General features: G+C 58.6%; 21 protein-coding genes. 9 read left to right on the top strand and 12 right to left on the bottom strand.

The window, feature by feature from the left end:
- Positions 1 to 24 precede the first annotated feature (24 nt).
- From BFN67_RS14945 to BFN67_RS14915, 7 genes are all read left to right on the top strand, one after another.
- On the top strand, positions 25 to 675 hold the full coding sequence (locus BFN67_RS14945; protein WP_139789192.1) for an RNA-binding protein: 651 nt from the start codon (positions 25 to 27) through the stop codon (positions 673 to 675).
- Entirely contained in the window at positions 672 to 3,233 is a 2,562-nt protein-coding gene (gene infB, locus BFN67_RS14940) for a translation initiation factor IF-2 (RefSeq protein ID WP_080920352.1), read from the top strand. The genes BFN67_RS14945 and infB overlap by 4 nt, the downstream gene beginning before the upstream one ends.
- 97 nt (positions 3,234 to 3,330) lie before the next feature.
- Positions 3,331 to 3,738 (top strand): 30S ribosome-binding factor RbfA, encoded by a 408-nt coding sequence (rbfA, locus tag BFN67_RS14935; RefSeq protein WP_080920351.1) that lies wholly within the window; start codon positions 3,331 to 3,333, stop codon positions 3,736 to 3,738.
- A complete protein-coding gene (truB, locus tag BFN67_RS14930) occupies positions 3,738 to 4,709 on the top strand; it encodes a tRNA pseudouridine(55) synthase TruB (RefSeq protein WP_080920350.1) in 972 nt (323 codons plus the stop codon). Before rbfA ends, truB begins: the two co-directional genes overlap by 1 nt.
- A gap of 225 nt (positions 4,710 to 4,934) precedes the next feature.
- Positions 4,935 to 5,204 carry a 30S ribosomal protein S15 gene (gene rpsO, locus BFN67_RS14925; RefSeq protein WP_080920349.1) on the top strand — a complete coding sequence of 90 codons (270 nt, stop codon included), beginning with the start codon at positions 4,935 to 4,937 and terminating at the stop codon, positions 5,202 to 5,204.
- Between the two features lie 268 nt (positions 5,205 to 5,472).
- Positions 5,473 to 7,617 (top strand): polyribonucleotide nucleotidyltransferase, encoded by a 2,145-nt coding sequence (gene pnp, locus BFN67_RS14920; RefSeq protein WP_080920348.1) that lies wholly within the window; start codon positions 5,473 to 5,475, stop codon positions 7,615 to 7,617.
- Between the two features lie 129 nt (positions 7,618 to 7,746).
- Positions 7,747 to 8,763: a class I SAM-dependent methyltransferase gene (locus BFN67_RS14915; RefSeq protein WP_080920347.1), complete on the top strand. Its 1,017-nt coding sequence runs from the start codon at positions 7,747 to 7,749 to the stop codon at positions 8,761 to 8,763.
- Positions 8,764 to 8,783: 20 nt separating this feature from the next.
- On the opposite strand, the gene fabI is transcribed toward BFN67_RS14915, so the two are convergent.
- From fabI to fabA, 3 genes are read right to left on the bottom strand one after another with little or no spacing between them, the layout of a single operon-like run.
- Positions 8,784 to 9,593 carry an enoyl-ACP reductase FabI gene (fabI, locus tag BFN67_RS14910; RefSeq protein WP_080920346.1) on the bottom strand — a complete coding sequence of 270 codons (810 nt, stop codon included), beginning with the start codon at positions 9,591 to 9,593 and terminating at the stop codon, positions 8,784 to 8,786.
- Between the two features lie 12 nt (positions 9,594 to 9,605).
- Positions 9,606 to 10,826 carry a beta-ketoacyl-ACP synthase I gene (gene fabB, locus BFN67_RS14905; protein WP_080920345.1) on the bottom strand — a complete coding sequence of 407 codons (1,221 nt, stop codon included), beginning with the start codon at positions 10,824 to 10,826 and terminating at the stop codon, positions 9,606 to 9,608.
- A gap of 28 nt (positions 10,827 to 10,854) precedes the next feature.
- Complete coding sequence (gene fabA / locus BFN67_RS14900; RefSeq protein ID WP_080920344.1) at positions 10,855 to 11,376, bottom strand: 3-hydroxyacyl-[acyl-carrier-protein] dehydratase FabA; 522 nt, start codon at positions 11,374 to 11,376, stop codon at positions 10,855 to 10,857.
- Between the two features lie 228 nt (positions 11,377 to 11,604).
- Between fabA and irrA the strand changes: the two genes are divergently transcribed.
- Positions 11,605 to 12,036: an iron response transcriptional regulator IrrA gene (irrA, locus tag BFN67_RS14895; protein ID WP_080920343.1), complete on the top strand. Its 432-nt coding sequence runs from the start codon at positions 11,605 to 11,607 to the stop codon at positions 12,034 to 12,036.
- A gap of 6 nt (positions 12,037 to 12,042) precedes the next feature.
- Here the strand turns inward: irrA and BFN67_RS14890 are convergent, their stop codons facing one another.
- Entirely contained in the window at positions 12,043 to 12,600 is a 558-nt protein-coding gene (locus tag BFN67_RS14890) for an SH3 domain-containing protein (protein ID WP_080920342.1), read from the bottom strand.
- A 162-nt stretch (positions 12,601 to 12,762) separates the two neighbouring features.
- Between BFN67_RS14890 and BFN67_RS14885 the strand changes: the two genes are divergently transcribed.
- Positions 12,763 to 13,764 (top strand): 2-hydroxyacid dehydrogenase, encoded by a 1,002-nt coding sequence (locus BFN67_RS14885; RefSeq protein ID WP_080920497.1) that lies wholly within the window; start codon positions 12,763 to 12,765, stop codon positions 13,762 to 13,764.
- Here BFN67_RS14885 and BFN67_RS14880 read toward each other — a convergent pair.
- The 8 genes from BFN67_RS14880 to BFN67_RS14845 all read right to left on the bottom strand — a co-directional run bounded on the left by BFN67_RS14880 (position 13,754) and on the right by BFN67_RS14845 (position 22,230).
- Positions 13,754 to 14,182 (bottom strand): aconitase X swivel domain-containing protein, encoded by a 429-nt coding sequence (locus BFN67_RS14880; RefSeq protein ID WP_080920341.1) that lies wholly within the window; start codon positions 14,180 to 14,182, stop codon positions 13,754 to 13,756. The genes BFN67_RS14885 and BFN67_RS14880 overlap by 11 nt on opposite strands.
- The gene (locus tag BFN67_RS14875; RefSeq protein WP_080920340.1) at positions 14,179 to 15,438 is read right to left on the bottom strand and encodes an aconitase X; all 1,260 of its coding nucleotides are present in this window, start codon (positions 15,436 to 15,438) and stop codon (positions 14,179 to 14,181) included. The genes BFN67_RS14880 and BFN67_RS14875 overlap by 4 nt, the downstream gene beginning before the upstream one ends.
- A 2-nt stretch (positions 15,439 to 15,440) precedes the next feature.
- On the bottom strand, positions 15,441 to 16,205 hold the full coding sequence (locus BFN67_RS14870; RefSeq protein WP_080920339.1) for a molybdopterin-synthase adenylyltransferase MoeB: 765 nt from the start codon (positions 16,203 to 16,205) through the stop codon (positions 15,441 to 15,443).
- A gap of 31 nt (positions 16,206 to 16,236) precedes the next feature.
- Positions 16,237 to 17,391, bottom strand: coding sequence for a DNA replication/repair protein RecF (gene recF, locus BFN67_RS14865; RefSeq protein WP_080920338.1), 1,155 nt, complete (start codon positions 17,389 to 17,391; stop codon positions 16,237 to 16,239).
- 25 nt (positions 17,392 to 17,416) lie between these two features.
- Complete coding sequence (dnaN, locus tag BFN67_RS14860) at positions 17,417 to 18,535, bottom strand: DNA polymerase III subunit beta (RefSeq protein WP_080920337.1); 1,119 nt, start codon at positions 18,533 to 18,535, stop codon at positions 17,417 to 17,419.
- A 196-nt stretch (positions 18,536 to 18,731) separates the two neighbouring features.
- Positions 18,732 to 20,270: a chromosomal replication initiator protein DnaA gene (dnaA, locus tag BFN67_RS14855; RefSeq protein WP_080920336.1), complete on the bottom strand. Its 1,539-nt coding sequence runs from the start codon at positions 20,268 to 20,270 to the stop codon at positions 18,732 to 18,734.
- 763 nt (positions 20,271 to 21,033) lie between these two features.
- Positions 21,034 to 21,300: a 30S ribosomal protein S20 gene (rpsT, locus tag BFN67_RS14850; protein WP_080920335.1), complete on the bottom strand. Its 267-nt coding sequence runs from the start codon at positions 21,298 to 21,300 to the stop codon at positions 21,034 to 21,036.
- Positions 21,301 to 21,456: 156 nt separating this feature from the next.
- Complete coding sequence (locus tag BFN67_RS14845; protein ID WP_080920334.1) at positions 21,457 to 22,230, bottom strand: enoyl-CoA hydratase; 774 nt, start codon at positions 22,228 to 22,230, stop codon at positions 21,457 to 21,459.
- Between the last annotated feature and the right edge of the window lie 68 nt (positions 22,231 to 22,298).

Below are 22,298 nucleotides of genomic sequence, written 5' to 3'. Positions count from 1 at the left end.
GCATACAAGTCGCGCCTGGACGAAATGAACGATCGCACCTGCATCGTTACCAGAAGGACCGCCGAGCCGGATGAACTGATCCGCTTCGTCGTCGGTCCCGATTCGACGGTCGTTCCGGACATCAAACGAACGCTCCCCGGCCGTGGTTGCTGGGTGACGGCCAATCGCCTACATATTGAAAAAGCGGTAGCGAGGAATCTCTTCGACCGTGCCTTCAAGGCGAAGGTGTCCGTACCGGCCGATTTGGGAAATCTCATTGACGGCCTGCTCGCCAAGTCCGTGCTTGGGATGTTGGGGCTGGCCCGCAAGGCAGGTGCCGTCATATTGGGCGCCACCAAGGTTGAAGCTGCCGTGCGAGACGGCTCCGCCCTTCTTGTTCTGCACGCGCTCGAAGCATCGGACGATGGTGTACGCAAGATCGCCCAGGCGCGCAGAGCGACCGTTCATCTCGGCGGGCCTTCGATACTCGCCTACAAACTTTTCTCCGAGGCCGAATTGGGTTTGGCATTGGGGGGTACAAATGTGATACATGCTGCCGTTCTCGCGGATGACGTGGGTTCGGCGGTCGAGAAGCGCATGGTTGCGCTCGACCGTTACCGGGGCGGTCCCCCGGATGATCTGGCAAGACTTGCGGCAATTGCCGATGAAGATGAAGCCGCAGAGGATGTGGAATGAGCGATACGAAATCGGGCGACGATAAGACGCTGAGCGTCACACCTAAGAAGACTTTGACGTTGAAGCGTCCCGGCATGGAGCAGGGAACCGTGCGCCAGAATTTCTCGCACGGCCGCACCAAGTCGGTTGTGGTCGAAACGAAGAAGCGCAAGTTCTCGCTGCCCGGCGAAAAGTCGGAGGCGGCGCCATCAGTCTTTACCCCCAAGCCGGCACCGACTGCTCCAAAGGCAGCCCCCGTTGTTCAGCCTGAAGTGCGCAAGCCTGCACCCGCCGCGCCGGAACGCAGCGGCATGGTGCTGAACGAACTGTCACGAAGCGAGATGGATGCCCGCCGCCGTGCCCTTGAAGGCTCACAGGCGCGTGAAGCCGAGGATCGTGCTCGCGCCGTCGATGATGCGCGCCGGCGCGCCGAGGAAGAAGAACGCCGTCGTCACGAGCGTGAGGAATCAGCCCGCCGCCAAGCCGAGGAAGAAGCCAGGCTCCAGGCAGAGATGGAAGCCCGCCGCCGCGCCGAGGACGAAGCGCGCCGTCGCGCGCCGCAGCCTGGGGATATTGTGGCTGATGAGGAGGATACGGCGAAGCCGAAGCGTGCCGGAGCCAGTGCTCCAGTGCGGCGGGCTGCCATCCCTGAAGCTCGTCCCGCACGACCGGTAAAAGGCGAGGAGGATCGCCGCCGGGGGAAGCTGACGCTCAATTCGGCCTTGTCGGATGGCGATGCACGCTCCCGTTCATTGTCGTCGATGCGTCGGCGCCAGGAAAAATTCAAGCGTGCGATGTATAATGAGCCCCGCGAGAAGGTCATGCGCGAGGTAACATTGCCCGAAACCATTACTATTCAGGAACTTGCCCAGCGCATGTCCGAGCGGGCGGTTGATGTCGTCAAGTTCTTCATGAAGCAAGGCCAGATGATGAAGCCGGGCGACATTATCGATGCCGACACGGCCGAACTCGTGGCCACTGAATTCGGTCATACCGTCAAGCGTGTAGCTGAGTCCGATATCGAGGAAGGTCTGTTCAATATCGCGGACAATCCAGAGGATTTGGTATCGCGTCCGCCTGTGGTCACGATCATGGGTCACGTAGATCATGGCAAGACTTCACTGCTCGATGCGATCCGCCATGCCAATGTGCAATCGGGAGAGGCTGGTGGAATCACCCAGCATATCGGTGCCTATCAGGTGGAAAAGGATGGTCAGAAGATTACCTTCATCGATACGCCCGGCCATGCGGCCTTCACCGCAATGCGTGCCCGTGGCGCGCAGGCGACCGACATCGCCATTCTGGTGGTGGCAGCCGATGACAGCGTGATGCCGCAGACTGTCGAATCGATCAACCACGCCAAGGCGGCGGGTGTTCCGATGATCGTCGCGATCAACAAGGTCGATAAGCCGGCAGCGAATGCGCAGAAGGTGCGTACCGAACTGTTGCAGCATGAGGTGTTCGTCGAAACGATGGGCGGTGAAACACTCGACGTCGAAGTTTCGGCCAAGACGGGCCAGGGCATCGACAAACTTCTCGAAGCGATCTTGCTGCAGTCCGAAATCCTTGATCTTAAGTCGAATCCGGATCGTACGGCGGAAGGCGTGGTCATCGAGGCGCAGCTTGACAAGGGTAGAGGCCCTGTTGCCACCGTGTTGGTGCAGACTGGAACACTGATGCCCGGTGACATTCTGGTCGCCGGCAACGAGTGGGGCCGTGTGCGTGCTCTCGTTGACGATCACGGCGTGCATGTTCAGGAAGCCCCGCCGGCTATGCCAGTGGAAATTCTTGGCCTCCAGGGCACGCCACATGCGGGCGACCGCTTCGCCGTCGTCAACAACGAAGCCCGTGCTCGCGAGATCACCGAATACCGTCAGCGCATAGCCCATGACAAGGCCGTGGCTCGCAGCGCTGGCCAACGTGGTTCGCTGGAGCAGATGATGTCGCAACTGCAGAACAGCGGCCTGAAAGAGTTCCCGCTGGTCATCAAGGGCGATGTGCAGGGGTCGATCGAAGCGGTTGTCGCTGCGCTCGATAAGCTTGGCACCGATGAAGTGCGAGCCCGTATCGTCCATGCGGGCGCTGGCGGTATCACGGAAAGCGATGTCTCGCTTGCCGAGACGTCCGGCGCTGCCATGATTGGCTTCAACGTACGTGCCAACCCGCAGGCTCGTGCCGCCGCCGCCGCGGCCGGCGTCGAAATCCGCTACTACAACATCATCTACAATCTCGTGGATGACGTTAAGGCGGCGATGTCCGGATTGCTGTCGCCGGAGCGTCGCGAGACCTTCTTGGGCAATGCGGAGATTCTGGAGGTATTCAACATCACCAAGGTCGGCAAGATCGCTGGCTGCCGTGTCACCGAAGGCAAGGTGGAGCGTGGCGCGGGCGTGCGTCTGATCCGCGACGATGTTGTCATCCATGAAGGCACGCTGAAGACGCTCAAGCGTTTTAAGGATGAAGTTGCGGAGGTTCCGGTCGGCCAGGAGTGTGGCATGGCCTTCCAGAACTATGAAAACATCCAGGCCGGCGATGTCATCGAATGCTTCCGCGTCGAGATGGTCAGCCGGTCGCTATGAACCGTAACTGGTGATTGGCGGAAAGTCACAACCGCTCCTATAATGTGTATGACGCGCAGCGGTCCCATCCCGCTGCGCGCTCTTTCAGGATGAGGCTATGCCCAGTTCCAGGAATTACGGCCCTTCCCAGCGCATGCTGCGTGTTGGGGAACAAGTGCGCCATGCGCTCGCTGAAATGCTCCAGCGCAGTGAGATTCGCGATGACCTCGTCGATAATGCAGTAATCTCCGTATCCGAGGTGCGCATGTCGCCGGACTTGAAGATCGCCACAGCCTTCGTTACCCCGTTGGGCGCATTGGATGACAAGGCGGTAGTCGATGCGCTCAACCGCCATGCGAAGTTTATTCGGGGGCGCGTCTCGGATGCTCTGCGGCAGATGAAATACATGCCGGAATTCCGCTTCCGGATCGACACCAGCTACGACAATTTCCAGAAGATCGATGCTCTGCTTCATTCGCCGGAGGTGGCACGCGATCTGGGCAAAGACGATGAGGACAAAGGTTAGTGGCGCGCAGGGGTAAGAAAAAGGGCCGCTCTGTTTCCGGGTGGGTCATTCTGGACAAGCCGGTTGGAATGGGCTCCACCGACGCTGTCTCCAAGGTCAAATGGCTGTTCCAGGCGGAAAAGGCCGGTCATGCGGGGACGCTCGATCCCCTCGCATCCGGCATGCTGCCGATCGCGCTTGGTGACGCCACCAAGACTGTTCCTTATGTGCAGGATGGCGCCAAGATCTATCGCTTCATCGTTGCATGGGGCGAGGAGCGGGCGACAGACGATCTTGAAGGCCCAGTGACGAAAAGCTCCGAAAAGCAGCCGTCAGAGGCCGAAGTTCGGGCGCTTCTGCCGCAATATACCGGCATCGTCATGCAAACGCCGCCGCAGTTCTCCGCTATCAAGATCGCCGGTGAACGTGCCTACGATCTTGCTCGTGACGGTGCGGCGGTCGAAATTCCGCCGCGCGAGGTTGAGATCGGTCGTCTTGACATCGTCACGCATAAGGAAGGGCAAACACTATTCGAGATCGAATGCGGCAAGGGCACCTATGTGCGCTCATTGGCGCGCGATATGGGCCGCGACCTTGGTTGCTTCGGCCATATCTCCGAGTTGCGCCGCACGGAAGTTTATCCTTTTACCGGCGAGGATTTTGTGACCGTGGCCGAACTGGACGCTGCGCGTTTTGCACAAGTGGCTGAGCAGGCAAGCACCGACACTCCGTCCGAGGTTGACGGAAAGCCGGACTTCAGCGCGATTGATTCATTCCTGATCGATACCGTGGCTGCGCTCGATTGCCTTCCGCAAGTGGCGATCAACGACGACGCAGCGACTCGACTCAGGCTGGGCAATCCAATCATCGTTCGTGGGCGTGATGCGCCGGTTGAAGCTGAGGACGCCTGCGCCACGTCGCGTGGAAAACTGGTGGCTATCGGAGCTATCGAACAGGGTATGTTCAAACCCCGGCGGGTATTTGGCGGATAGCAAATCACGCGACAAGTCGTTGACGATGGCTGAAGGCCTGTCTCAACAGGAAATGCTGTGAGCCGGGCACACGGTCGGTCTGCGGAAACAGGCTGGCTTTTTACAGCCGATTGCTCTATATGCGCCGCAGCATCGCGCAGAAACGCGCGATCTGAAGTGGCCTTTGCTGGACGACATCCTGGCTCAAGGCGTCCCGTTTCCTCCAACGAATAAAGGAAAAGCACGATGTCGATTACTGCCGAACGCAAGAATGAATTGATGGTCGAGTTTGCCACCGCCAAAGGTGATACCGGTTCGCCGGAGGTGCAGGTTGCCATCCTTTCCGAACGCATCAAGAACCTGACCGAGCACTTCAAGGACCACAAGAAGGATAATCATTCCCGGCGTGGTCTGCTCGCTCTCGTTTCCCAGCGCCGCAGTCTCCTCGATTACCTCAATCGCAAGGATAGCGCGCGTTACCAGACGCTGATCGAGAAACTCGGCCTGCGTCGTTGACTTGATGGCCGGCGGGCTCCTTCAAGGACCCGCCGGCCTCGCATTTGGGCCGGCCGATCTGGCCCGCCGGTTCCAGGGCGGCAAAGGGCCGCGCGGAACCTCCCATGGACGGTCATGGGGCAGGATTGCAGGACGCTCGCGCGAGGGCCTCGCGCCTTATCAAAAATTGAGCTTCCCGTTGTCTTGCCCGTGGCTGCCCGCAACAAGCCAGGGACAGGAGCGCGCCACCAAGAGCGGCGCGGCTCTTCCCGCACACAAAGGACAAGACATGTTCAATCAACACAAAGTTGAAATCGAATGGGGCGGTCGTCCGCTCATTCTCGAGACCGGCAAGATCGCACGGCAGGCTGATGGTGCCGTGCTGGCAACTTATGGCGAGACCAAGGTCCTGGCCACCGTCGTTTCGATGAAAGAACCGAAGCCCGGTCTCGATTTCTTCCCGTTGACCGTCAACTACCAGGAAAAGACCTACGCCGCCGGCAAGATCCCAGGCGGCTACTTCAAGCGCGAGGGCCGTCCGAGCGAAAAGGAGACACTGGTCTCGCGTCTCATCGATCGCCCTATCCGCCCGCTCTTCGCCGACGGCTACAAGAACGACACCCAGATCGTCGTAACGGTTGTCCAGCATGATCTGGAAAACGACCCAGACATCCTGTCTATCGTTGCCACCTCGGCCGCGCTGACACTTTCGGGTGTGCCTTTCATGGGCCCGATCGGCGGCGCGCGTGTCGGCTACATCAATGGTGAGTACGTGCTCAATCCGCATGTCGACGAAATGCAGGAGTCCAAGCTTGATTTGGTCGTTGCCGGCACCAGCGATGCCGTTCTGATGGTCGAGTCGGAAGCCAAGGAACTGGACGAAGAGACGATGCTGGGCGCCGTCATGTTCGGCCATAAGGGTTTCCAACCGGTGATCGACGCGATCATCAAGCTGGCAGAAGTTGCTGCCAAAGATCCGCGTGATTTCACTGCGCCCGACACGTCCGCGCTCGAAGCTGAGATGCTGAAAGTGGTCGGAGATGAGCTGCGCGATGCTTACAAGATCACCGACAAGCAGCACCGCTATGCTGCGGTAGAAGCGGTGAAGGTCAAGGTCAAGGCTGCGTTCGCGCCTGCGGAAGGCGAAGACGCGAAATACACATCCGAACAGATCGGAAGCGTGTTCAAGGGACTCCAGGCCAAGGTGGTGCGCTGGAACATCCTGGATACTGGTTCGCGCATCGACGGCCGCGACCTGAAGACGGTCCGTGCTATCGACTCCGAGGTCGGCGTTTTGCCGCGCACCCATGGGTCGGCGCTGTTCACCCGTGGTGAGACGCAGGCAATCGTCGTTGCGACCCTCGGCACAGGCGAAGATGAGCAATATGTCGATGCGTTGACTGGCATGTATAAGGAGAAGTTCCTCCTTCATTATAACTTCCCACCCTACTCGGTTGGTGAGACTGGCCGCATGGGTTCGCCGGGTCGCCGCGAAATCGGCCATGGTAAGCTCGCCTGGCGCGCCATCCGTCCGATGCTGCCCACCGCCGAGCAGTTTCCCTATACGTTGCGCGTCGTCTCGGAGATCACCGAGTCCAACGGGTCGTCCTCGATGGCGACTGTCTGCGGCACCTCGCTGGCTCTGATGGATGCCGGTGTTCCACTGGCCAAGCCTGTCGCCGGTATCGCCATGGGCCTGATCAAGGAAGGCGAGCGCTTCGCGGTGCTTTCCGACATCCTTGGCGACGAGGATCATCTCGGCGATATGGATTTCAAGGTCGCCGGCACCTCGGGTGGCATCACGTCACTGCAGATGGATATCAAGATCGACGGCATTACCGAGGAGATTATGAAGATCGCGCTCGGCCAGGCCAAGGATGGTCGCCTGCATATTCTCGGCGAGATGGGCAAGGCGCTCTCTGGTGCACGCTCCGAGCTTGGCGAGTTCGCGCCGCGCATCGAAGTCATGCACATTCCGAGCGAAAAGATCCGCGACGTGATCGGCTCCGGCGGCAAGGTCATCCGCGAGATCGTCGAGAAGACGGGGGCCAAGATCAACATTGAGGATGACGGCACGGTCAAGATCGCTTCGTCCAACGCTAAGGAAATCGAGGCGGCGAAGAAGTGGATCCATACCATTGTCGCCGAGCCGGAAGTCGGCGAGATCTATGAAGGCACGGTCGTCAAGACTGCCGATTTTGGCGCTTTTGTTAATTTCTTCGGCCCCAAGGACGGACTGGTCCATATCTCCCAACTCGCGAATGAGCGTGTTGCCAAGACCTCCGATGTGGTTAAGGAAGGCGACAAGGTCTGGGTCAAGCTGATGGGCTTTGACGAGCGCGGCAAGGTCCGCCTTTCCATGAAGGTTGTCGATCAGGCGACGGGTAAGGAGATTGCCAAGGAAAAGAAGGCGGAATCCGAAGACGCGGCTTGATCAGTCTCTGAATTTTCAAACGGGCGCGGTCCTGGATCGCGCCCGTTTTCTTTGGCATTTGGATACCGCGCGGCGGAACCGACGTCGGTGACTTGTCGTTAGCGGACAGAAATGGCTTGATCGACTATCATGGCGTCAGATGTGTTGAGAACGCTGCTTCACCCCTTCGAGGTGCAGGCGCTTCCATTGCCCGCGAAGGGGGCGCGCACGCTGTTTCTCGGGGCTGAACCGGGCTTCCGTCCGCCTCAGGGCTTCGACACGACACTTCATCTCGTGCAGGGTTTCCGGCCTTCTTTCCGCGTACTCCAATCGGCGGGCTTTGCTGTCGAGCCGCGGCCTTCCGGCGTTGGCTATGCCGGAACTCTCGTGCTTGCCGGTCGCCACCGCGGGCAGAATGAATTGCGCGTGGCCGAAGCTCTGGAGCGCACCGCGCCGGAGGGCTTGATCGTCGTGGCCGGTGGCAAGGATGACGGCATTGCCAGCTTGCGGAAAGCCGCGGAAAATCATGTGGTGCTGGACGGCTATCTACCGAAATACCATGGCGGCGTGTTCTGGTTTCGCGGGCCGTCTGACATCCAGGCCGCTGCCGCCCTGCGTGCCAACAACCCCAGTTCGCTGGTCGAGGGCCGATTCCGCACCGCACCGGGGATGTTTTCGTTCGAAAAAATCGATGTGGGGTCGAAACTCTTGACCGAAACGCTGCCGAGCGATCTTGGCGGGCAAGTGGCGGATTTCTGCGCCGGCTGGGGTTATCTCTCAGCCGAGATTGTTGGTCGCTTTCCGTCCGTCACCGGTATCGATCTGTACGAGGCAGATTTCGAATCGCTGGAGGCGGCGAAGGTCAATGTCGGGGCGGAAAAAGCGGAGCTTGGCTTCTTCTGGATCGATCTTACGGCCGAGCCGGTCGAGCGCCGCTATGATGTCATCGTCATGAACCCGCCTTTTCATCGCAGTCGGGCAGCCGAGCCTAAGATCGGCGCCGCGATCATTCGCACAGCGGCCAAGGCACTGAGACCCGGTGGCCGGCTGTTCATGGTGGCAAACCGGCAGCTTCCTTATGAAGCGACCTTGGCGTCGGCCTTCGCCAGCCATTCCGAACTCGCCAACGACGGAAAATTCAAGGTTTTGACCGCTGCTATTCGTTGATCGAGGGTGAGAACGCCAAACTATTCGCGTTCGTCATGCGCCTTGAGTTCATCCAGCGTCGGCATGGAGACGATGTGATAGCCGGAATCCACATAATGGATTTCGCCGGTCACGCCTGAAGACAGGTCCGACAGCAAATAAAGTGCGGAGCCACCGATTTCATCGATGGTGACGTTCCGGCGTAGCGGCGAGTTTCGCTGCTGGTAGGAAAACATATGGCGCGCGTCTGAAATGCCGGCGCCCGCCAGCGTGCGCACGGGGCCGGCAGAAATGCCGTTTACCCGAATGCCGCGCGAGCCGTAATCATTGGCGAGATAACGCACGCTGGCTTCCAGCCCGGCCTTGGCGACACCCATGACATTATAGTTGGGCATGACCCGTACGGAACCGGCATAAGTCAGCGTAACCATCGCTCCGCCATTCTGCATCAGGCCAGCAGCATGTCGGGCAATTTCGGTGAAAGAATAGCAGGAGATCACCATGGTTCGCACGAAGTTGTCGCGCGTCGTGTCGGCGTAGAGGCCCTTCAACTCGTTCTTGTCGGAGAAGCCGATGGCATGGACAACAAAGTCGAGCCCGCCCCAGCTTTTTCCAATGGTCTCGAAGGTGGCCGCGACAGATGCGCTGTCTTCAACATCACAAGGCACCACCAGCGTGGAGCCGAGTTGCTCGGCCAATGGTTTGACGCGGCGGCCGAACGCCTCCCCTTGGTAGGATAGCGCGATCTCGGCGCCATGCTGTGACAATTTTTTTGCGATCCCCCAGGCTATCGAATGGTCGTTGGCAACGCCCATGACCAGCCCGCGTTTACCCTTCATCAGATTTTCCATCAGGAGAAACCCTCAGCCGTTGTAGCGCTGGAAAACGAGTGTTGCATTGGTGCCGCCAAAGCCAAAGGAATTCGAAAGCACAGTGTCAATTTTGGCATTATCGATGCGCTTGCGCACGATCGGCATGCCTTCAAATTCCGGGTCGAGTTCAGCGATATGCGCGCTTTCGCCGATGAAGCCTGCTTGCATCATCAGGATCGAATAGATCGATTCCTGAACGCCGGCCGCTCCGAGTGAATGCCCCGTGAGAGACTTTGTCGAGGTGATGTATGGCATCTTGTCGCCGAATACCTCACGGATAGCTCCCATTTCCTTGGCATCACCCACAGGCGTGGAGGTGCCGTGCGTGTTGATATAGTCGATAGGTGCAGAAACGGTGGAGGTCGCCTGTCTCATGCAGCGCACCGCCCCTTCACCGGAAGGAGCGACCATGTCATAGCCGTCCGAGGTGGCTCCGTAGCCAACGATCTCGGCGTAAATCTTGGCGCCCCGCGCCTTGGCGCGCTCCAGTTCTTCCAAGATGAGGACGCCGGCGCCGCCGGCAATGACAAAACCATCGCGCGTTGCGTCATAGGCGCGGGAAGCGGACGCCGCCCGATCGTTGAACTTGGACGACATTGCGCCCATGGCATCGAAAAGGTCGGACATGGTCCAGTCCAAGTCTTCATGGCCGCCGGCGAACATCACATCCTGCTTGCCCCACTGGATCAGTTCGGCGGCATTGCCGATGCAATGTGCCGAGGTCGAGCAGGCTGATGAGATCGAATAATTGACACCGTGGATCTTAAACCATGTCGCCAGCGTCGCTGAGGCGGTGGACGACATTGCTTTCGGCACGGCAAAGGGGCCGATGCGTTTCGGCGAACCGTTCTTCAATGTCGTTTCGGCTGCTTCCACAATGACGCGGGTTGACGGGCCGCCGGAGCCCATGATGATGCCGGTGCGTTCATTGGTAATTTCGTCATCGTCAAGTCTGGCATCGGCAATAGCCTGGGCCATGGCAACGTGATTCCATGCACCGCCGCGCGACAGGAAGCGCATGGCGCGGCGATCTACCAATTCCGTTGGATCAAGCGTCGGCGCTCCCCATACCTGCGAGCGAAAGCCATGTTCGGCAAAAGATTCAGAAAAGCTGATGCCGGATCTGGCATCGTGCAGCGATTGACGGACTTCGTCGGCATCATTGCCGATGGATGACACGATGCCCAGTCCCGTGACAACGACGCGTCTCATAGGCTGCTCCTCAACTGTGGGGTGCCGGTCAGGCTGTCTCGGCTTCCTGCTTCGACAGACCGACCTTCAGGTCGGTTGCCTTGTAAATAGGTTCGCCATCGGCCTTGAGCCAGCCGTCAGCTATGCCGAGTACCAGTCGTCCACGCATGACGCGCTTGAAATCGATGCCATACTCGACCTTCTTGACGGACGGCGTGACCATTCCCTTGAACTTTACCTCGCCAGTGGACAGCGCCATGCCCTTGCCGGATTCACCCAGCCAGGCGAGGAAGAATCCTGTAAGTTGCCACATGGCGTCCAGGCCAAGACAGCCGGGCATGATCGGGTTGCCGATAAAATGGCAGGCGAAGAACCACAGATCCGGTTTGATATCGAATTCGGCACGGATGAAACCCTTGTCAAACTCGCCGCCTGTTTCGCTGATCTTGGTGATGCGGTCGAACATCAGCATCGGCGGGGCTGGCAGTTGGGCGTTGCCGGGCCCGAACAGTTCGCCGCGAGCACAGGCGAGCAAGTCCTCATAACCATAGCTGGATTTCGGATCCGCCATCAGCATTGTCCCCGTCGTGGTGCGGGCGGCCGACGCCCGTCTCGTTCAATTATCGTGTTTGACCCGGCTAATACAGCCTTTTTTGGGTCGGGTTTTGTTGCTCCGACCTAACGCGACCGAATGTCCGGGTCAATGCACGCTATTGATCGCGGGCCGTTGGCAGAATATATCTCACCTATGCTATACGCCTGATTGGCACCGTGCAGGCAGACAGAATTTGCTGGATTGATGGGTTCGCAAGAATTTGAGGAAACGATCGCTGTGGACAAGCGTGTTCGCGAGGCCGGCTTGAGGCCGACCCGGCAGCGGGTAGCGTTGGCCGAGCTTCTGTTCGCCAAGGGCGATCGTCATCTTTCTGCGGAAGAACTGCATGAAGAGGCGTTGGCTGCCGGCGTACCGGTTTCACTGGCGACCGTTTATAATGCCTTGCACCAGTTCACGGATGTGGGGCTACTGCGTATCTTGGCTGTGGAGGGGTCCAAGACCTATTTCGACACCAATACGTCCGATCATCACCATTTCTATATCGAGGGCGAAAATCGAGTCTTCGACATCGACGGTGGGCCTGTCACGGTCGACAACTTGCCGATTCCGCCCGAGGGGATGGAAATTGCCAATATCGACGTCGTGATAAGGTTACGCCCAAAGCGCGGCAGTTGATCCTCTTCAATCCTTGATTTTCTCGCCCGGATAAGCGCCCCAGATTTGCGACTGCTCGATCCAGCCTGTCTGACCGCCGAGCGTCATTTCGCACCACTGGCCTGTGCAGGACTTGATTGCGCCAATCACCCCTGGCTCGGCTATTGCGACTACGCGCGACTCCTTGCTTGCATCTGAATAGAGATTTATGCGTGCGCTTTTGCCGCGCTGCCACGGCGCAACGATGCCCGTGCGCTTGCCCGAAAGCAGCGATTGGGTGATCCAGCCTTCGGAGCCTTCAGCATCGCGCACGCGCCGCCAGGTGTAATATTCCTGGATGATCTCCATCGGCAGGCCTTCCTTGACGTACATCCAGTTCACGGAATAGTTCACGCCAGGTCCGATACGCGAATTGACGCGTTCTGATTTCAAACTGACAAAACGGGGCAGGGGAAGGCCGCTCGGCCCCAACCGGATCGTCTGCGCCGGTGCTGCCGCGTTTTGGGCGAGAGCCTGCTGAGACATGAGCGCCACGCTGAGCAATGCTGCGCCGAATGCAAGCCGAAGCGACATAAGACCAGCCACTTTCGATCCTTCTTTCAATCGGTGCCGGCACCAGGTACCGCACCCTTTTTCTTTGTTTTCGGTCGCGCCACTTGCTAGATGAATCATAAGGGCCATGACCGCTTTCCAGTTTGGCGCGTCTTGGTTAAAGAGGTCTCAACGGGCAGGGGGCGCGAGGATAAAATGGCCGGCAAGAAGAAGCCACTCGTTGTCATCACGCGCAAACTGCCGGATCCGGTCGAAACGCGAATGCGCGAACTGTTCGACGCACGCCTCAACGTCGAGGATCGCCCGATGACGCAGCCCGAACTGGTTGCTGCCGTCAGGGAGGCGGATGTGCTGGTGCCGACTATTACCGACACAATCGACGCGGCCCTCATCGCGCAGGCCGGCGAAAATCTCAAACTGATTGCCAGTTTCAGCAATGGCGTTGACAAGATCGACGTCGGGGCCGCCGCCAAAAAGGGGATTACGGTCACCAATACGCCCAATGTGCTGACTGAAGATACCGCCGACATGACCATGGCACTGATCCTGGCCGTGCCGCGCCGGCTGGCTGAAGGCGCCAATGTGCTGCCGGGTGAAAGGAAATGGGCAGGCTGGTCGCCGACATGGATGCTGGGACGGCGTATTTGGGGTAAGCGTCTCGGCATTGTCGGCATGGGGCGCATTGGAACGGCCGTCGCGCGGCGTGCCAAGGCTTTCGGCCTTTCCATTCACTATCATAATCGCCATCGCGTGCTGCAATCGCTCGAGGACGAATTGGAGGCGACCTATTGGGAAAGCCTCGACCAGATGCTCGCTAGAATGGACATCATCTCCGTCAATTGCCCATCCACGCCGGCCACATTCCATCTGTTGTCGGGACGTCGGCTCGCACTGCTCCAGCCGACCGCCTACATCGTCAATACGGCGCGCGGCGACCTCATCGACGAAGATGCACTGACCAAACTCATTCAGGAAGGCAAGATTGCCGGCGCCGGGCTCGACGTCTATGAGAACGAGCCGGCGCTCAATCAGAGGCTCCTGAAACTTGCGGCAAAAGGCAAAATGGTTCTTCTGCCGCATATGGGGTCGGCCACTCTTGAGGGCCGGATCGACATGGGCGAGAAGGTGATCATCAATATACGTACTTTCTTCGACGGCCATCGCCCGCCTGACCGGGTGCTGCCGCTTAAGGTGTAATACCTTCGGCACAGACGGATAGCCGCGCCTGCGGCGAGACCTGGACGTTTCGGCCACTGAAGTGTCCGAACCGGCTTTTGTCCAGGCGTAGGGCCATCGGCGTTCGCCAACCCATTTCGCGCGCTACGATCAGCCCGAGAAGCAGGATTGCGTCAAGCTCGTGCAGTACAATGGCAGCAGGCGCGTGGCCGTTATGAACCAGTTCCAGCAGCACTGCGGAGGCCGAGGATGAGCCGATGGTTCCAGGCAGGAACAAGACGCGGCCGGCGACGGATTGGCCATGTTGCGGATGACGGACATCGACGATCCGCCCGCTTTTGGCGTCAACTCCACCCCAGAAGCTGATTGGCTGAGTCAGCGTCAGAGCCGCTCCTTGCCCGCATTTACCGTCTACTAAGACTTCGGCTTGCAAGCTCATGCGACGATGTCCATGAAGATCGGCTTGCCAGCGACCGCACTTTCCACGCAGTCGGCCAGTGAGCCATAGAGCACCGAATAGCCGGTGTTGCCGGGTGCGTAGTGAGCAAATTTTCCGGAATTGGTCATCAGCACGCCGCCTGCCATATCGGGCAGGATGGGCGTGACCACCACACAGGTATCGGCAACGATAACGACACCTGCCGCCTCCAGTGCTTTGCGGCGGCCCGTGCTTTCCAACCTGCCGAGTACATGACGCCCCGTGCAGGCATAAAGCGGCACGGCCAGATGTCGCTCCGCTATCAGGTGTTCCAACGCCGCGAATTCATTCGAGGAAAGATGGGGGCTGCCGACAGCGACGGCATCCACGGTCTTCGGATGTTCGGCCGTTGACAGTCGCGCACGCGCGGCAGCCGCCAGTTGCGGCGTCACGCGGACAATTGTTTCCGGCTCCGCACCACCTAACGCAGTTTCGCTGTCCGGCGATTCCGGCGTCACGCCGGCGATATGAAAGAGGCCAACCGCTCCGGAGGAGGCTGCTGCCGCACCGAAGGCTTTCAATGCGTCTTCACCCGGATGACATGTCACACCGGTGACGACGCCAATGGCATCGCCGACTTCCCGTCCGTACAGACTTCCTAATATTGGCCAGGCAGCCTCCGAAGCCAGAAAAGAGGCAGGCAGCGCGGTGACATCGAATATCAGTCGCGCTCGCCGGCTTTCCGGCCGATGCAGTCCATAATCCGGCGCTCGGCCGGCAATCGCACAAGCGATATCGAGAAAATCGCCATAGCGATTTGTGCGTGCGCCAAGCACTGAATTGCAAAACACGACGGCGTTGGACTCGCCCCATGCGACATCGGTTCCAAAGGCTGGGCGGTGGCCGGCCTGATACGGCGCACAGGTCCAACTCGTCTCACAGCCGAGTTTCCGATAGGCCTCCATCATGCGCCGCGCCATGTCGCGCTGCGGTTTCTCCAACCGGATCCTTACGCAGCCTGTCAGATCCAGCGCGCCGACATTGAGTGTCGAACGGATCGCGACTTTGGCTTTACCCTCGACCAGCTTTTCGGCAAATAGCGTACCGGAATCGCCATGATAAAGCGCGCCATCGATATGCGCCGAGGCAATCGGAATCAATCTGGATGCACCGAGCAGTCGCGCGCTTTCGGCGACGATCCGCATAGCCATTGCCGCGCCTTCACCGTTGCTCCCCGCAGCGGTCGCTTGCTCTTGTTGGCTGAGTCGTAGCGCCACTTCTAATCCCGCTCTGACCGTGCATAGCGAATTGTGTCGAAACGAGCTCCGAGCGCGTCATAGAGCAGGAGTCGCCCGATCAACGGTTTGCCGATGCCGGTAATCAGCTTGATAGCTTCCATCGCTTGCAATGTGCCTATGACGCCTGTCAGCGCGCCGAGTATGCCAGCCTGTGCGCAAGAGGGAATGAGGTCTGGTGGTGGTTGCTCGGGGAAGAGGTCACGATAGGAAGGATTTGGTTTTCCCTTGTCGTCCGTCTCGAAAGGTTTCAGTACCGTAACAGAACCATCGAAGCGCCCGACGGCGGCATGCACCAGTGGCTTTTTCTCTGCCGCGCAGGCGTCGGCCACCGCATAGCGCGTTTCGAAATTGTCCGAACCGTCAATCACCAGATCGTAGCGACGCACCAGGGCAGGGGCATTCTCGGCTGTCAGGTGAAAGCTATGCAATTCGACCGATGCATGAGGATTGATCCTGCCGATTGCCATCTTGGCGCTTTCCCCTTTCGTCACGCCGACGGACGCTGTGTCGTGGATTATTTGGCGCTGCAGATTGGAAAGAGAAACCAAATCATCGTCGATAATGCCGAGCGTTCCGATACCGGCAGCAGCCAGATAGGCCAGCACTGGTGCGCCGAGACCACCAGCGCCAATCACCAGAACCCGCGCGTGTTTCAACTTCTGTTGACCCGCGCCCCCGAGTTCAGGCAGCACGATATGGCGTGCATAGCGTTCCAATTCTTCATCGGTGAAAATCATGCTTGTCATGGCTTCAGCTTAGTGCGCCGCCGCATTTTTGTCAGGGGTTATCCGTGGGACTGATCGTTCCGTGATTGACGGTCAAAAACTGCGCGCGGCCAGTCAGGCTGGAAAATAACGTCGCATCGGTACCGGTCATGAAAGCCTGGCATTTCAAATCGTCGAGGATCGAGAAAAGGGCCGCACGCCGACCTGCGTCCAGATGTGCCGCGATCTCGTCGAGCAGAAGGATGGGCGTCATTCCCGACATTTCGCCTGTCAGTCGCGCATGCGAAAGCATGATGCCGACCAGAAGCGCCTTTTGCTCGCCGGTCGAACAGAGTTCCGCTGGCATCGCCTTGGGACGGTGCCGAACCACAAGATCGGAACGATGGGGACCATCAAGCGTGCGACCGGCGGCCCGGTCACGTTCTCGACCGGTGGCCAGTGCATTGCGGAATTTTTCCTCGACCTCGACAGCGGGGCGTGCGCCGATTTCCATTTCCAGCGCTCCCGACAGCCCGATATCGGCCTGCGGGAAGAGGCCGTCTCCGGGTAGCCGCTCTATCATTCCCGCAAGCAAGCGGACCAGTTCGACCCTTGCCGCGGCGATTGCCACGCCGGTCTCGGCCATCTGGGTCTCGATTGCGTCGAACCAGGCGTTGTTGCGAGAATTATCCGCAAGCAAGCGGTTACGCCCTCGCATCGCCTTTTCATAAGCAAGAGCGCGCTGACCGTGGCTGGCGTCGATTGCAAGCACCAGCCGATCGAGGAAGCGCCGGCGATCACTGGCGGGGCCGGTAAATAATGCGTCCATCGCCGGTGTCAGCCACATGACGCGCAGCCATTCCAACATTGCTTCGGCCGAGCGAGCGGGTGCACCGTTGATGCGCACCTTTCGCGCGCCATCGCTCAAAGAACCGCCGATTGACACACCGGTCCCGATGTCGACGATTCCCGCTGACCCATCCAGTCGCGCATGCAGGGCAAAATTGCAGGTGGCACCTTCCCGTGCCATCTCGCCGTAGGAGGCACGGCGCAAACCACGACCCGGCATGAATAGCGATACAGCTTCCAGCAAATTGGTCTTACCGGCACCATTGTCGCCGGTCAGCACGATGACGACGGGTTCGAGGTCGACCGATAATGCCGAGTAATTTCGAAAATTCGTAATGGTTAACTTACGAAAATAGGTGCTGCCACCTCGGCCGGACATCACAGCACTCGTTTACGTTGCAGGATCACACCCGCATCGGCATCAGAACGTAGAGCGTATTCTCGTCGGCCGTGTCGTGGATCAGGGTCGGTGCACCGGCATCGGCAAGCATGAATTTTGCTTCGCTGCCTCCGAGTTGGGCAGCTACATCGAGCAGGTAGCGCGCATTGAAGCCGATTTCCAGTGGTTCGGACGTGTAGTCGGCCGGCAACTCTTCCGTCGCGCTGCCGGAATCGGGGTTATTGACAGCGAGCGTCACTTGGCCGTCGGCGATCGACATCTTAACTGCCCTCCCGCGCTCGGACGAGATGGTGGAAACACGGTCAACGGCCGCGGCGAAGCTTTGTCTGTCGAGGACCAACTGCTTGTCGTTGCCGGTCGGAATGACGCGCTGATAATCGGGGAAGGTGCCATCGATCAGTTTTGAGGTCAGGACAACTGGCCCGATGGTGAAGCGGATCTTAGTATCGGAAAGTTCGGTTGTCACAGCAATGTCGGGGTCATCAACCAGTTTCTGCAATTCGCTGACCGTTTTGCGCGGTATAATGATCCCAGGCATGCCTTCCGACCCCGCTGGCGCTTCTATTTCTGCCCGTGCCAAGCGATGGCCGTCAGTTGCGACTGATCGCAGCTTGAGCCGGCCCCCTTCTTCGTGCGTGTGCAGGAAGATACCGTTGAGATAGTAGCGCGTTTCCTCGGTGGAAATGGCGAACTGGGTCTTTTCAATTAATCCTTTCAGCGCCGTGGAATCCAGCCGAAAGATATGTGAGAACGAGCCCGCAGAAAGCTCGGGGAAATCCGATTGCGGCAGGCATTGCAGGCGGAAGCTCGATCGGCCGGAAGCCACCGTCATGGCGTTTCCGTCTTCGTCGGTCTTCAGCATCACCTCGGCGCCATCGGCCAGTTTGCGGACGATGTCATACAGGAGATGCGCCGGAACCGTTGTCGCGCCGCCCTGCTCGACCTTCGCTGGCGTGGCTTCCGTGACCTCGAGGTCAAGGTCGGTGGCCTTCATTTCGAGGCTGGCGCCATCGGCGACCAGCAACACGTTCGACAGGATCGGAATGGTATTGCGCCTCTCGACTACCCGGTGAACGTGATTGAGGGACTTTAGAAGATTGGACCGTTCGAGGATGACACGCATAACTTTGAAGGCTCGCTAGAATGAAGGGCGGGTCTCCGGAACCAGGATCCCGCGAAAGGTCCGAAGATGCTCGGAGTTCCATTCAAACTGACAGGAAAACCCCTTGAAAAGCAAGCCCGCGCAGCCGGTTCGGAATGATTGAAAGTGGGAGACTGGGGATAAATCCGGGCGTGACATAGCCCATTCCCGATGCCCCTCATGCCTGATCGTTGATCAGCCTGCGCAGCAGCTCCAATTCTTGTGCCAGTGTATTGTCGGCACCTGAAAGACCTTCGATTTTGCGGACGGCGTGCAGTACGGTCGTGTGATCACGTCCACCGAAACGCCGGCCGATTTCGGGTAACGAACGGGGCGTCATAATCTTGGAAAGATACATCGCCACCTGACGCGGTTTGACGATAGTCCGGGTACGCCGGTTGGATAAAAGTTCTGTCTTCGACACATTATAGTGGCGTGCTACGATGCGCTGAATGTCCTCGATGCGGACCCGCTTCGGCTCACCCGATCTATAAATGTGGCCAAGAATCTCATCAATGCGGTCAACAGTAATCTGTGGCTCGAAGGAATGGCGAAACAGAATCTGGTTGAATGCGCCTTCCAGTTCACGGCCACTGCCTGTGACGGCCTGAGCGATGTGGGTCAGTATCTCGTCCGAAATGTCGAGCGAGGCATCATCAGCCCGAGCGTTCGCCAGTCTCAGCTTCAGCATTTCGAGCCGCATCGTAAAGTCAGGTGCCGACATTCCCAGCGCGACACCGCCATTCAGGCGCGAGCGCACGCGCGGTTCAAGCGACTCCAGTTCAGACGGCGGACGATCCGCTGCCACAACCACCTGCTTGGCGCTGTCGAGCAGCATGTTGATCAGGTGGCAGAACTCGTGCTGAATTGACTTGCCTTGCAGGAATTGCATGTCGTCGATGATCAGCAGGTCGATGTCGCGCAGTTGCTCCTTGAGAGTCAGCGCGTTGTTGTCGCGGATCGCCGTTGCGAACCGCCACATGAAATATTCGGCGGTCAGATAGACGACGCGCGATTTCGGGTTCTGCTTGAGTGACTCCGCTGCAATGGCCTGCAAGAGATGCGTCTTGCCGAGCCCGACTGTGGCATGAAGAAAAAGCGGGTTGAAGCGCACGGCGCTTGACTGCGATTCCGCCACTGCCCGTGCTGCGGCGAAAGCAACCCGGTTGGACGGCCCTTCGATGAAGGATGAGAACGTATAGCGAGAATCCAGGGGGGAGCCGAGCACGCTTTGACGCGCCTCTTCGCCACCATTGGTGGCACGAGGCGAGGAGGGACGATCCAGTATCTTCCCTACGCCGAGCGTTCCCGAAGCAAGAGCGGTGTGTGCTTGACGCGTTATTGGCTTGCCCGCAGGCGCGACTTCAGTCGCGCTGCGCATATGACGCGTTGCCGTGCGGACGATGATCTCGACGCGAAGAATATCTGGATCTTCTTGCTTCCAGAGTTCGGCAATGTGATCGAGATAGTGTCCGTTGATCCAGGAGCGCAGGAACGCGGTCGGCACCGACATGCGCACGATGCCCTTCGAGGCTTCGGCGAGTTTCATGCGGCCAAACCAACTTGAATAGACCTCACCGCCGAGCCTAGCTCTCAATTGCGTTCGAACACGTTCGAATCTGGCGTCGGCGTCCCCCAATGCCATCGCATTTGCTCCGTTCATGTCACCGGAAAAAGGGCGTTCGCCGCTGGGGTCCTTGTCTATGCTGCTTTGCATTCTCGCTCATGCCTCCTGCTGTCCCGGCCGGATACGGTGACTGTATCCGGTCGGTTCGTCCCGTAACGATCGCCGCCGCTGGTCAATCGCCGTTGCCTTTTTGGCGCCTTTTCGGCCCACTCTGAAAGAAGCGACAAAAAATCCTGCCCGGCAAAAATTGCCGGCGCACGTCTCGTCAACTGTGAACAGCTACGCTTCCCCTACTCATATCGAGAGGACAAACCTGCCACATGCGCGGAATTGCTTCCGCGGCCCCAGCTTTGCCGATTTGTGGTAGGTTAAGGGTCTAACGCCCGTCCCTTCGATGGAGGGACACTACCGAAATCGCTGTGGAAAGAGCAAGGGTGAGACTAACCGATTTTTAACGAATCTGGTTACCAACTATGCCTCAAAATGGGACGCATCGCACGTCTTGTTTGGCAAAGCCTTTGTGATTCAAACCCTTTTCCGGCAGCTCTGTAATTGACCGTTGGGCAGAGAATTTTTTTTAATATTTTGCTTGACAGACGATTGCTCTCGGTGTTCCGCCTGTAGTGTGAATATCCTGTGGATGACCTCCCATAAGCCGTTGGGAAACAACGGTTATTTATGTCAACGGTAAGCTGATTCGAGAATCCGAAATATAAGTCAAAAACGATATGCCGACGAAATTTTCTCGGCCAGGCAGAAGTCCGAGACGGTCGAACTTTCCAAGCTGTTGCCGGCAAACGAAAAAACCCGGTCGCAGGCGGCCGGGTTCCAAAAATCGACGATGGGTAACGTGTCAGGCCGAAAGAGACTTGAGTCGTTGAGCCAATCGCGAGACTTTGCGGGATGCCGTGTTCCTGTGCAGCACGCCCTTGGTGGCAGCGCGCATCAATTCGGGCTGCGCTGCCTGGAAGGCGGCCTGAGCCGCTGCCTTATCACCGGCAGCAAGCGCCTCTTCGACCTGACGAACATAAGTGCGCACGCGCGAACGACGGTTCTTGTTCATTGCCGCGCGACGAGCGATCTTGCGCGTTGCCTTCTTGGCCGAGGAGGTGTTGGCCATGGTGCCTCTCTTTTGTATCAATGGTGAAGCGGATGCGGCATTCCGCACAGCGCAAAACAAATAGGCAGCCACAGGCCGCCCGAGTTGGTGCGGCTTATAATGCAGCTTTTTCTGAACGTCAACGCTGGGTGCGGCCCCATCACCGATTTACTCGCGTCAACGGTTCGAGAAGTGGGGCTTTCGCTTCTCCGTGAAAGCAGCCATGCCCTCTTTCTGGTCATCGAGAGCAAACATGGAATGGAAAACGCGCCGCTCGAATCGCAAACCTTCCGAAAGGGTTGTCTCATAGGAGCGATTGACGGCTTCCTTGGCCATGACGACGGCGGGCAGTGAGAAATCGGCGATTTTGGTTGCCGCCTTCATCGATTCTTCCATCAGGTCGGCGACCGGGACTATCCGGGATACAAGCCCGCAGCGCTCTGCTTCGGTGGCATCCATCATTCGTCCCGTCAAAACGAGATCCATCGCCTTGGACTTGCCGATGAAGCGGGTGAGCCTTTGCGATCCACCCATGCCTGGCATAACGCCAAGCGTGATCTCGGGTTGGCCGAATTTGGCGTTGTCTGCTGCAATGATGAAATCGCACATCATGGCCAGTTCGCAGCCGCCCCCCAAAGCATAGCCTGCGACCGCCGCGATGATCGGTTTGCGGATGCGGGCAAAGTCCTCCCAACCGGAAAAGAAATCCTGCATATACGCATCGATATAGGTCTTGGCCTGCATTTCCTTGATGTCGGCGCCAGCAGCGAAGGCCTTTTCAGAACCGGTGATAACCATGGCGCCGATGCCGTCATCCCGGTCGAATGCCCTGGCTGCCGCGAGGAGATCGGCCAGCACCTGCATATTCAACGCATTCAGGGCTTGCGGTCGATTAAGGCGGATCAATCCAACTTTGCTGCGAGGTTCGGTGACGATCGTCTCATAGGACATGGCTGTGCTTCCTTGCCTTCATGGGAAATTACCGATGGGCAGGCAATTTTCAGACGGGATTGCTCTAT

The sequence above is a fragment of the Manganibacter manganicus genome (assembly GCF_002075885.1).
Lineage (GTDB): Bacteria > Pseudomonadota > Alphaproteobacteria > Rhizobiales > Rhizobiaceae > Mesorhizobium > Mesorhizobium manganicum.
The sequence above is the reverse complement of the archived record's forward strand: the minus strand, read 5'-3'. Positions and strand labels throughout refer to the sequence as shown.

What these genes read in the sequence shown, in the direction of transcription:
- recF (WP_080920338.1), bottom strand. Translation starts at nt 17,391, where the DNA reads ATGTCCGGCCGAGGTGGCAGCACCTATTTTCGTAAGTTAACCATTACG.
- rbfA (WP_080920351.1), top strand. Translation starts at nt 3,331, where the DNA reads ATGCCCAGTTCCAGGAATTACGGCCCTTCCCAGCGCATGCTGCGTGTT.
- BFN67_RS14845 (WP_080920334.1), bottom strand. Translation starts at nt 22,230, where the DNA reads ATGTCCTATGAGACGATCGTCACCGAACCTCGCAGCAAAGTTGGATTG.
- BFN67_RS14880 (WP_080920341.1), bottom strand. Translation starts at nt 14,182, where the DNA reads ATGAGCTTGCAAGCCGAAGTCTTAGTAGACGGTAAATGCGGGCAAGGA.
- infB (WP_080920352.1), top strand. Translation starts at nt 672, where the DNA reads ATGAGCGATACGAAATCGGGCGACGATAAGACGCTGAGCGTCACACCT.
- pnp (WP_080920348.1), top strand. Translation starts at nt 5,473, where the DNA reads ATGTTCAATCAACACAAAGTTGAAATCGAATGGGGCGGTCGTCCGCTC.
- fabB (WP_080920345.1), bottom strand. Translation starts at nt 10,826, where the DNA reads ATGAGACGCGTCGTTGTCACGGGACTGGGCATCGTGTCATCCATCGGC.
- rpsT (WP_080920335.1), bottom strand. Translation starts at nt 21,300, where the DNA reads ATGGCCAACACCTCCTCGGCCAAGAAGGCAACGCGCAAGATCGCTCGT.
- dnaN (WP_080920337.1), bottom strand. Translation starts at nt 18,535, where the DNA reads ATGCGTGTCATCCTCGAACGGTCCAATCTTCTAAAGTCCCTCAATCAC.
- rpsO (WP_080920349.1), top strand. Translation starts at nt 4,935, where the DNA reads ATGTCGATTACTGCCGAACGCAAGAATGAATTGATGGTCGAGTTTGCC.
- BFN67_RS14945 (WP_139789192.1), top strand. Translation starts at nt 25, where the DNA reads ATGAACGATCGCACCTGCATCGTTACCAGAAGGACCGCCGAGCCGGAT.
- fabI (WP_080920346.1), bottom strand. Translation starts at nt 9,593, where the DNA reads ATGGAAAATCTGATGAAGGGTAAACGCGGGCTGGTCATGGGCGTTGCC.
- irrA (WP_080920343.1), top strand. Translation starts at nt 11,605, where the DNA reads ATGGGTTCGCAAGAATTTGAGGAAACGATCGCTGTGGACAAGCGTGTT.
- BFN67_RS14870 (WP_080920339.1), bottom strand. Translation starts at nt 16,205, where the DNA reads ATGACAAGCATGATTTTCACCGATGAAGAATTGGAACGCTATGCACGC.
- dnaA (WP_080920336.1), bottom strand. Translation starts at nt 20,270, where the DNA reads ATGCAAAGCAGCATAGACAAGGACCCCAGCGGCGAACGCCCTTTTTCC.
- BFN67_RS14885 (WP_080920497.1), top strand. Translation starts at nt 12,763, where the DNA reads ATGGCCGGCAAGAAGAAGCCACTCGTTGTCATCACGCGCAAACTGCCG.
- BFN67_RS14915 (WP_080920347.1), top strand. Translation starts at nt 7,747, where the DNA reads ATGGCGTCAGATGTGTTGAGAACGCTGCTTCACCCCTTCGAGGTGCAG.
- fabA (WP_080920344.1), bottom strand. Translation starts at nt 11,376, where the DNA reads ATGGCGGATCCGAAATCCAGCTATGGTTATGAGGACTTGCTCGCCTGT.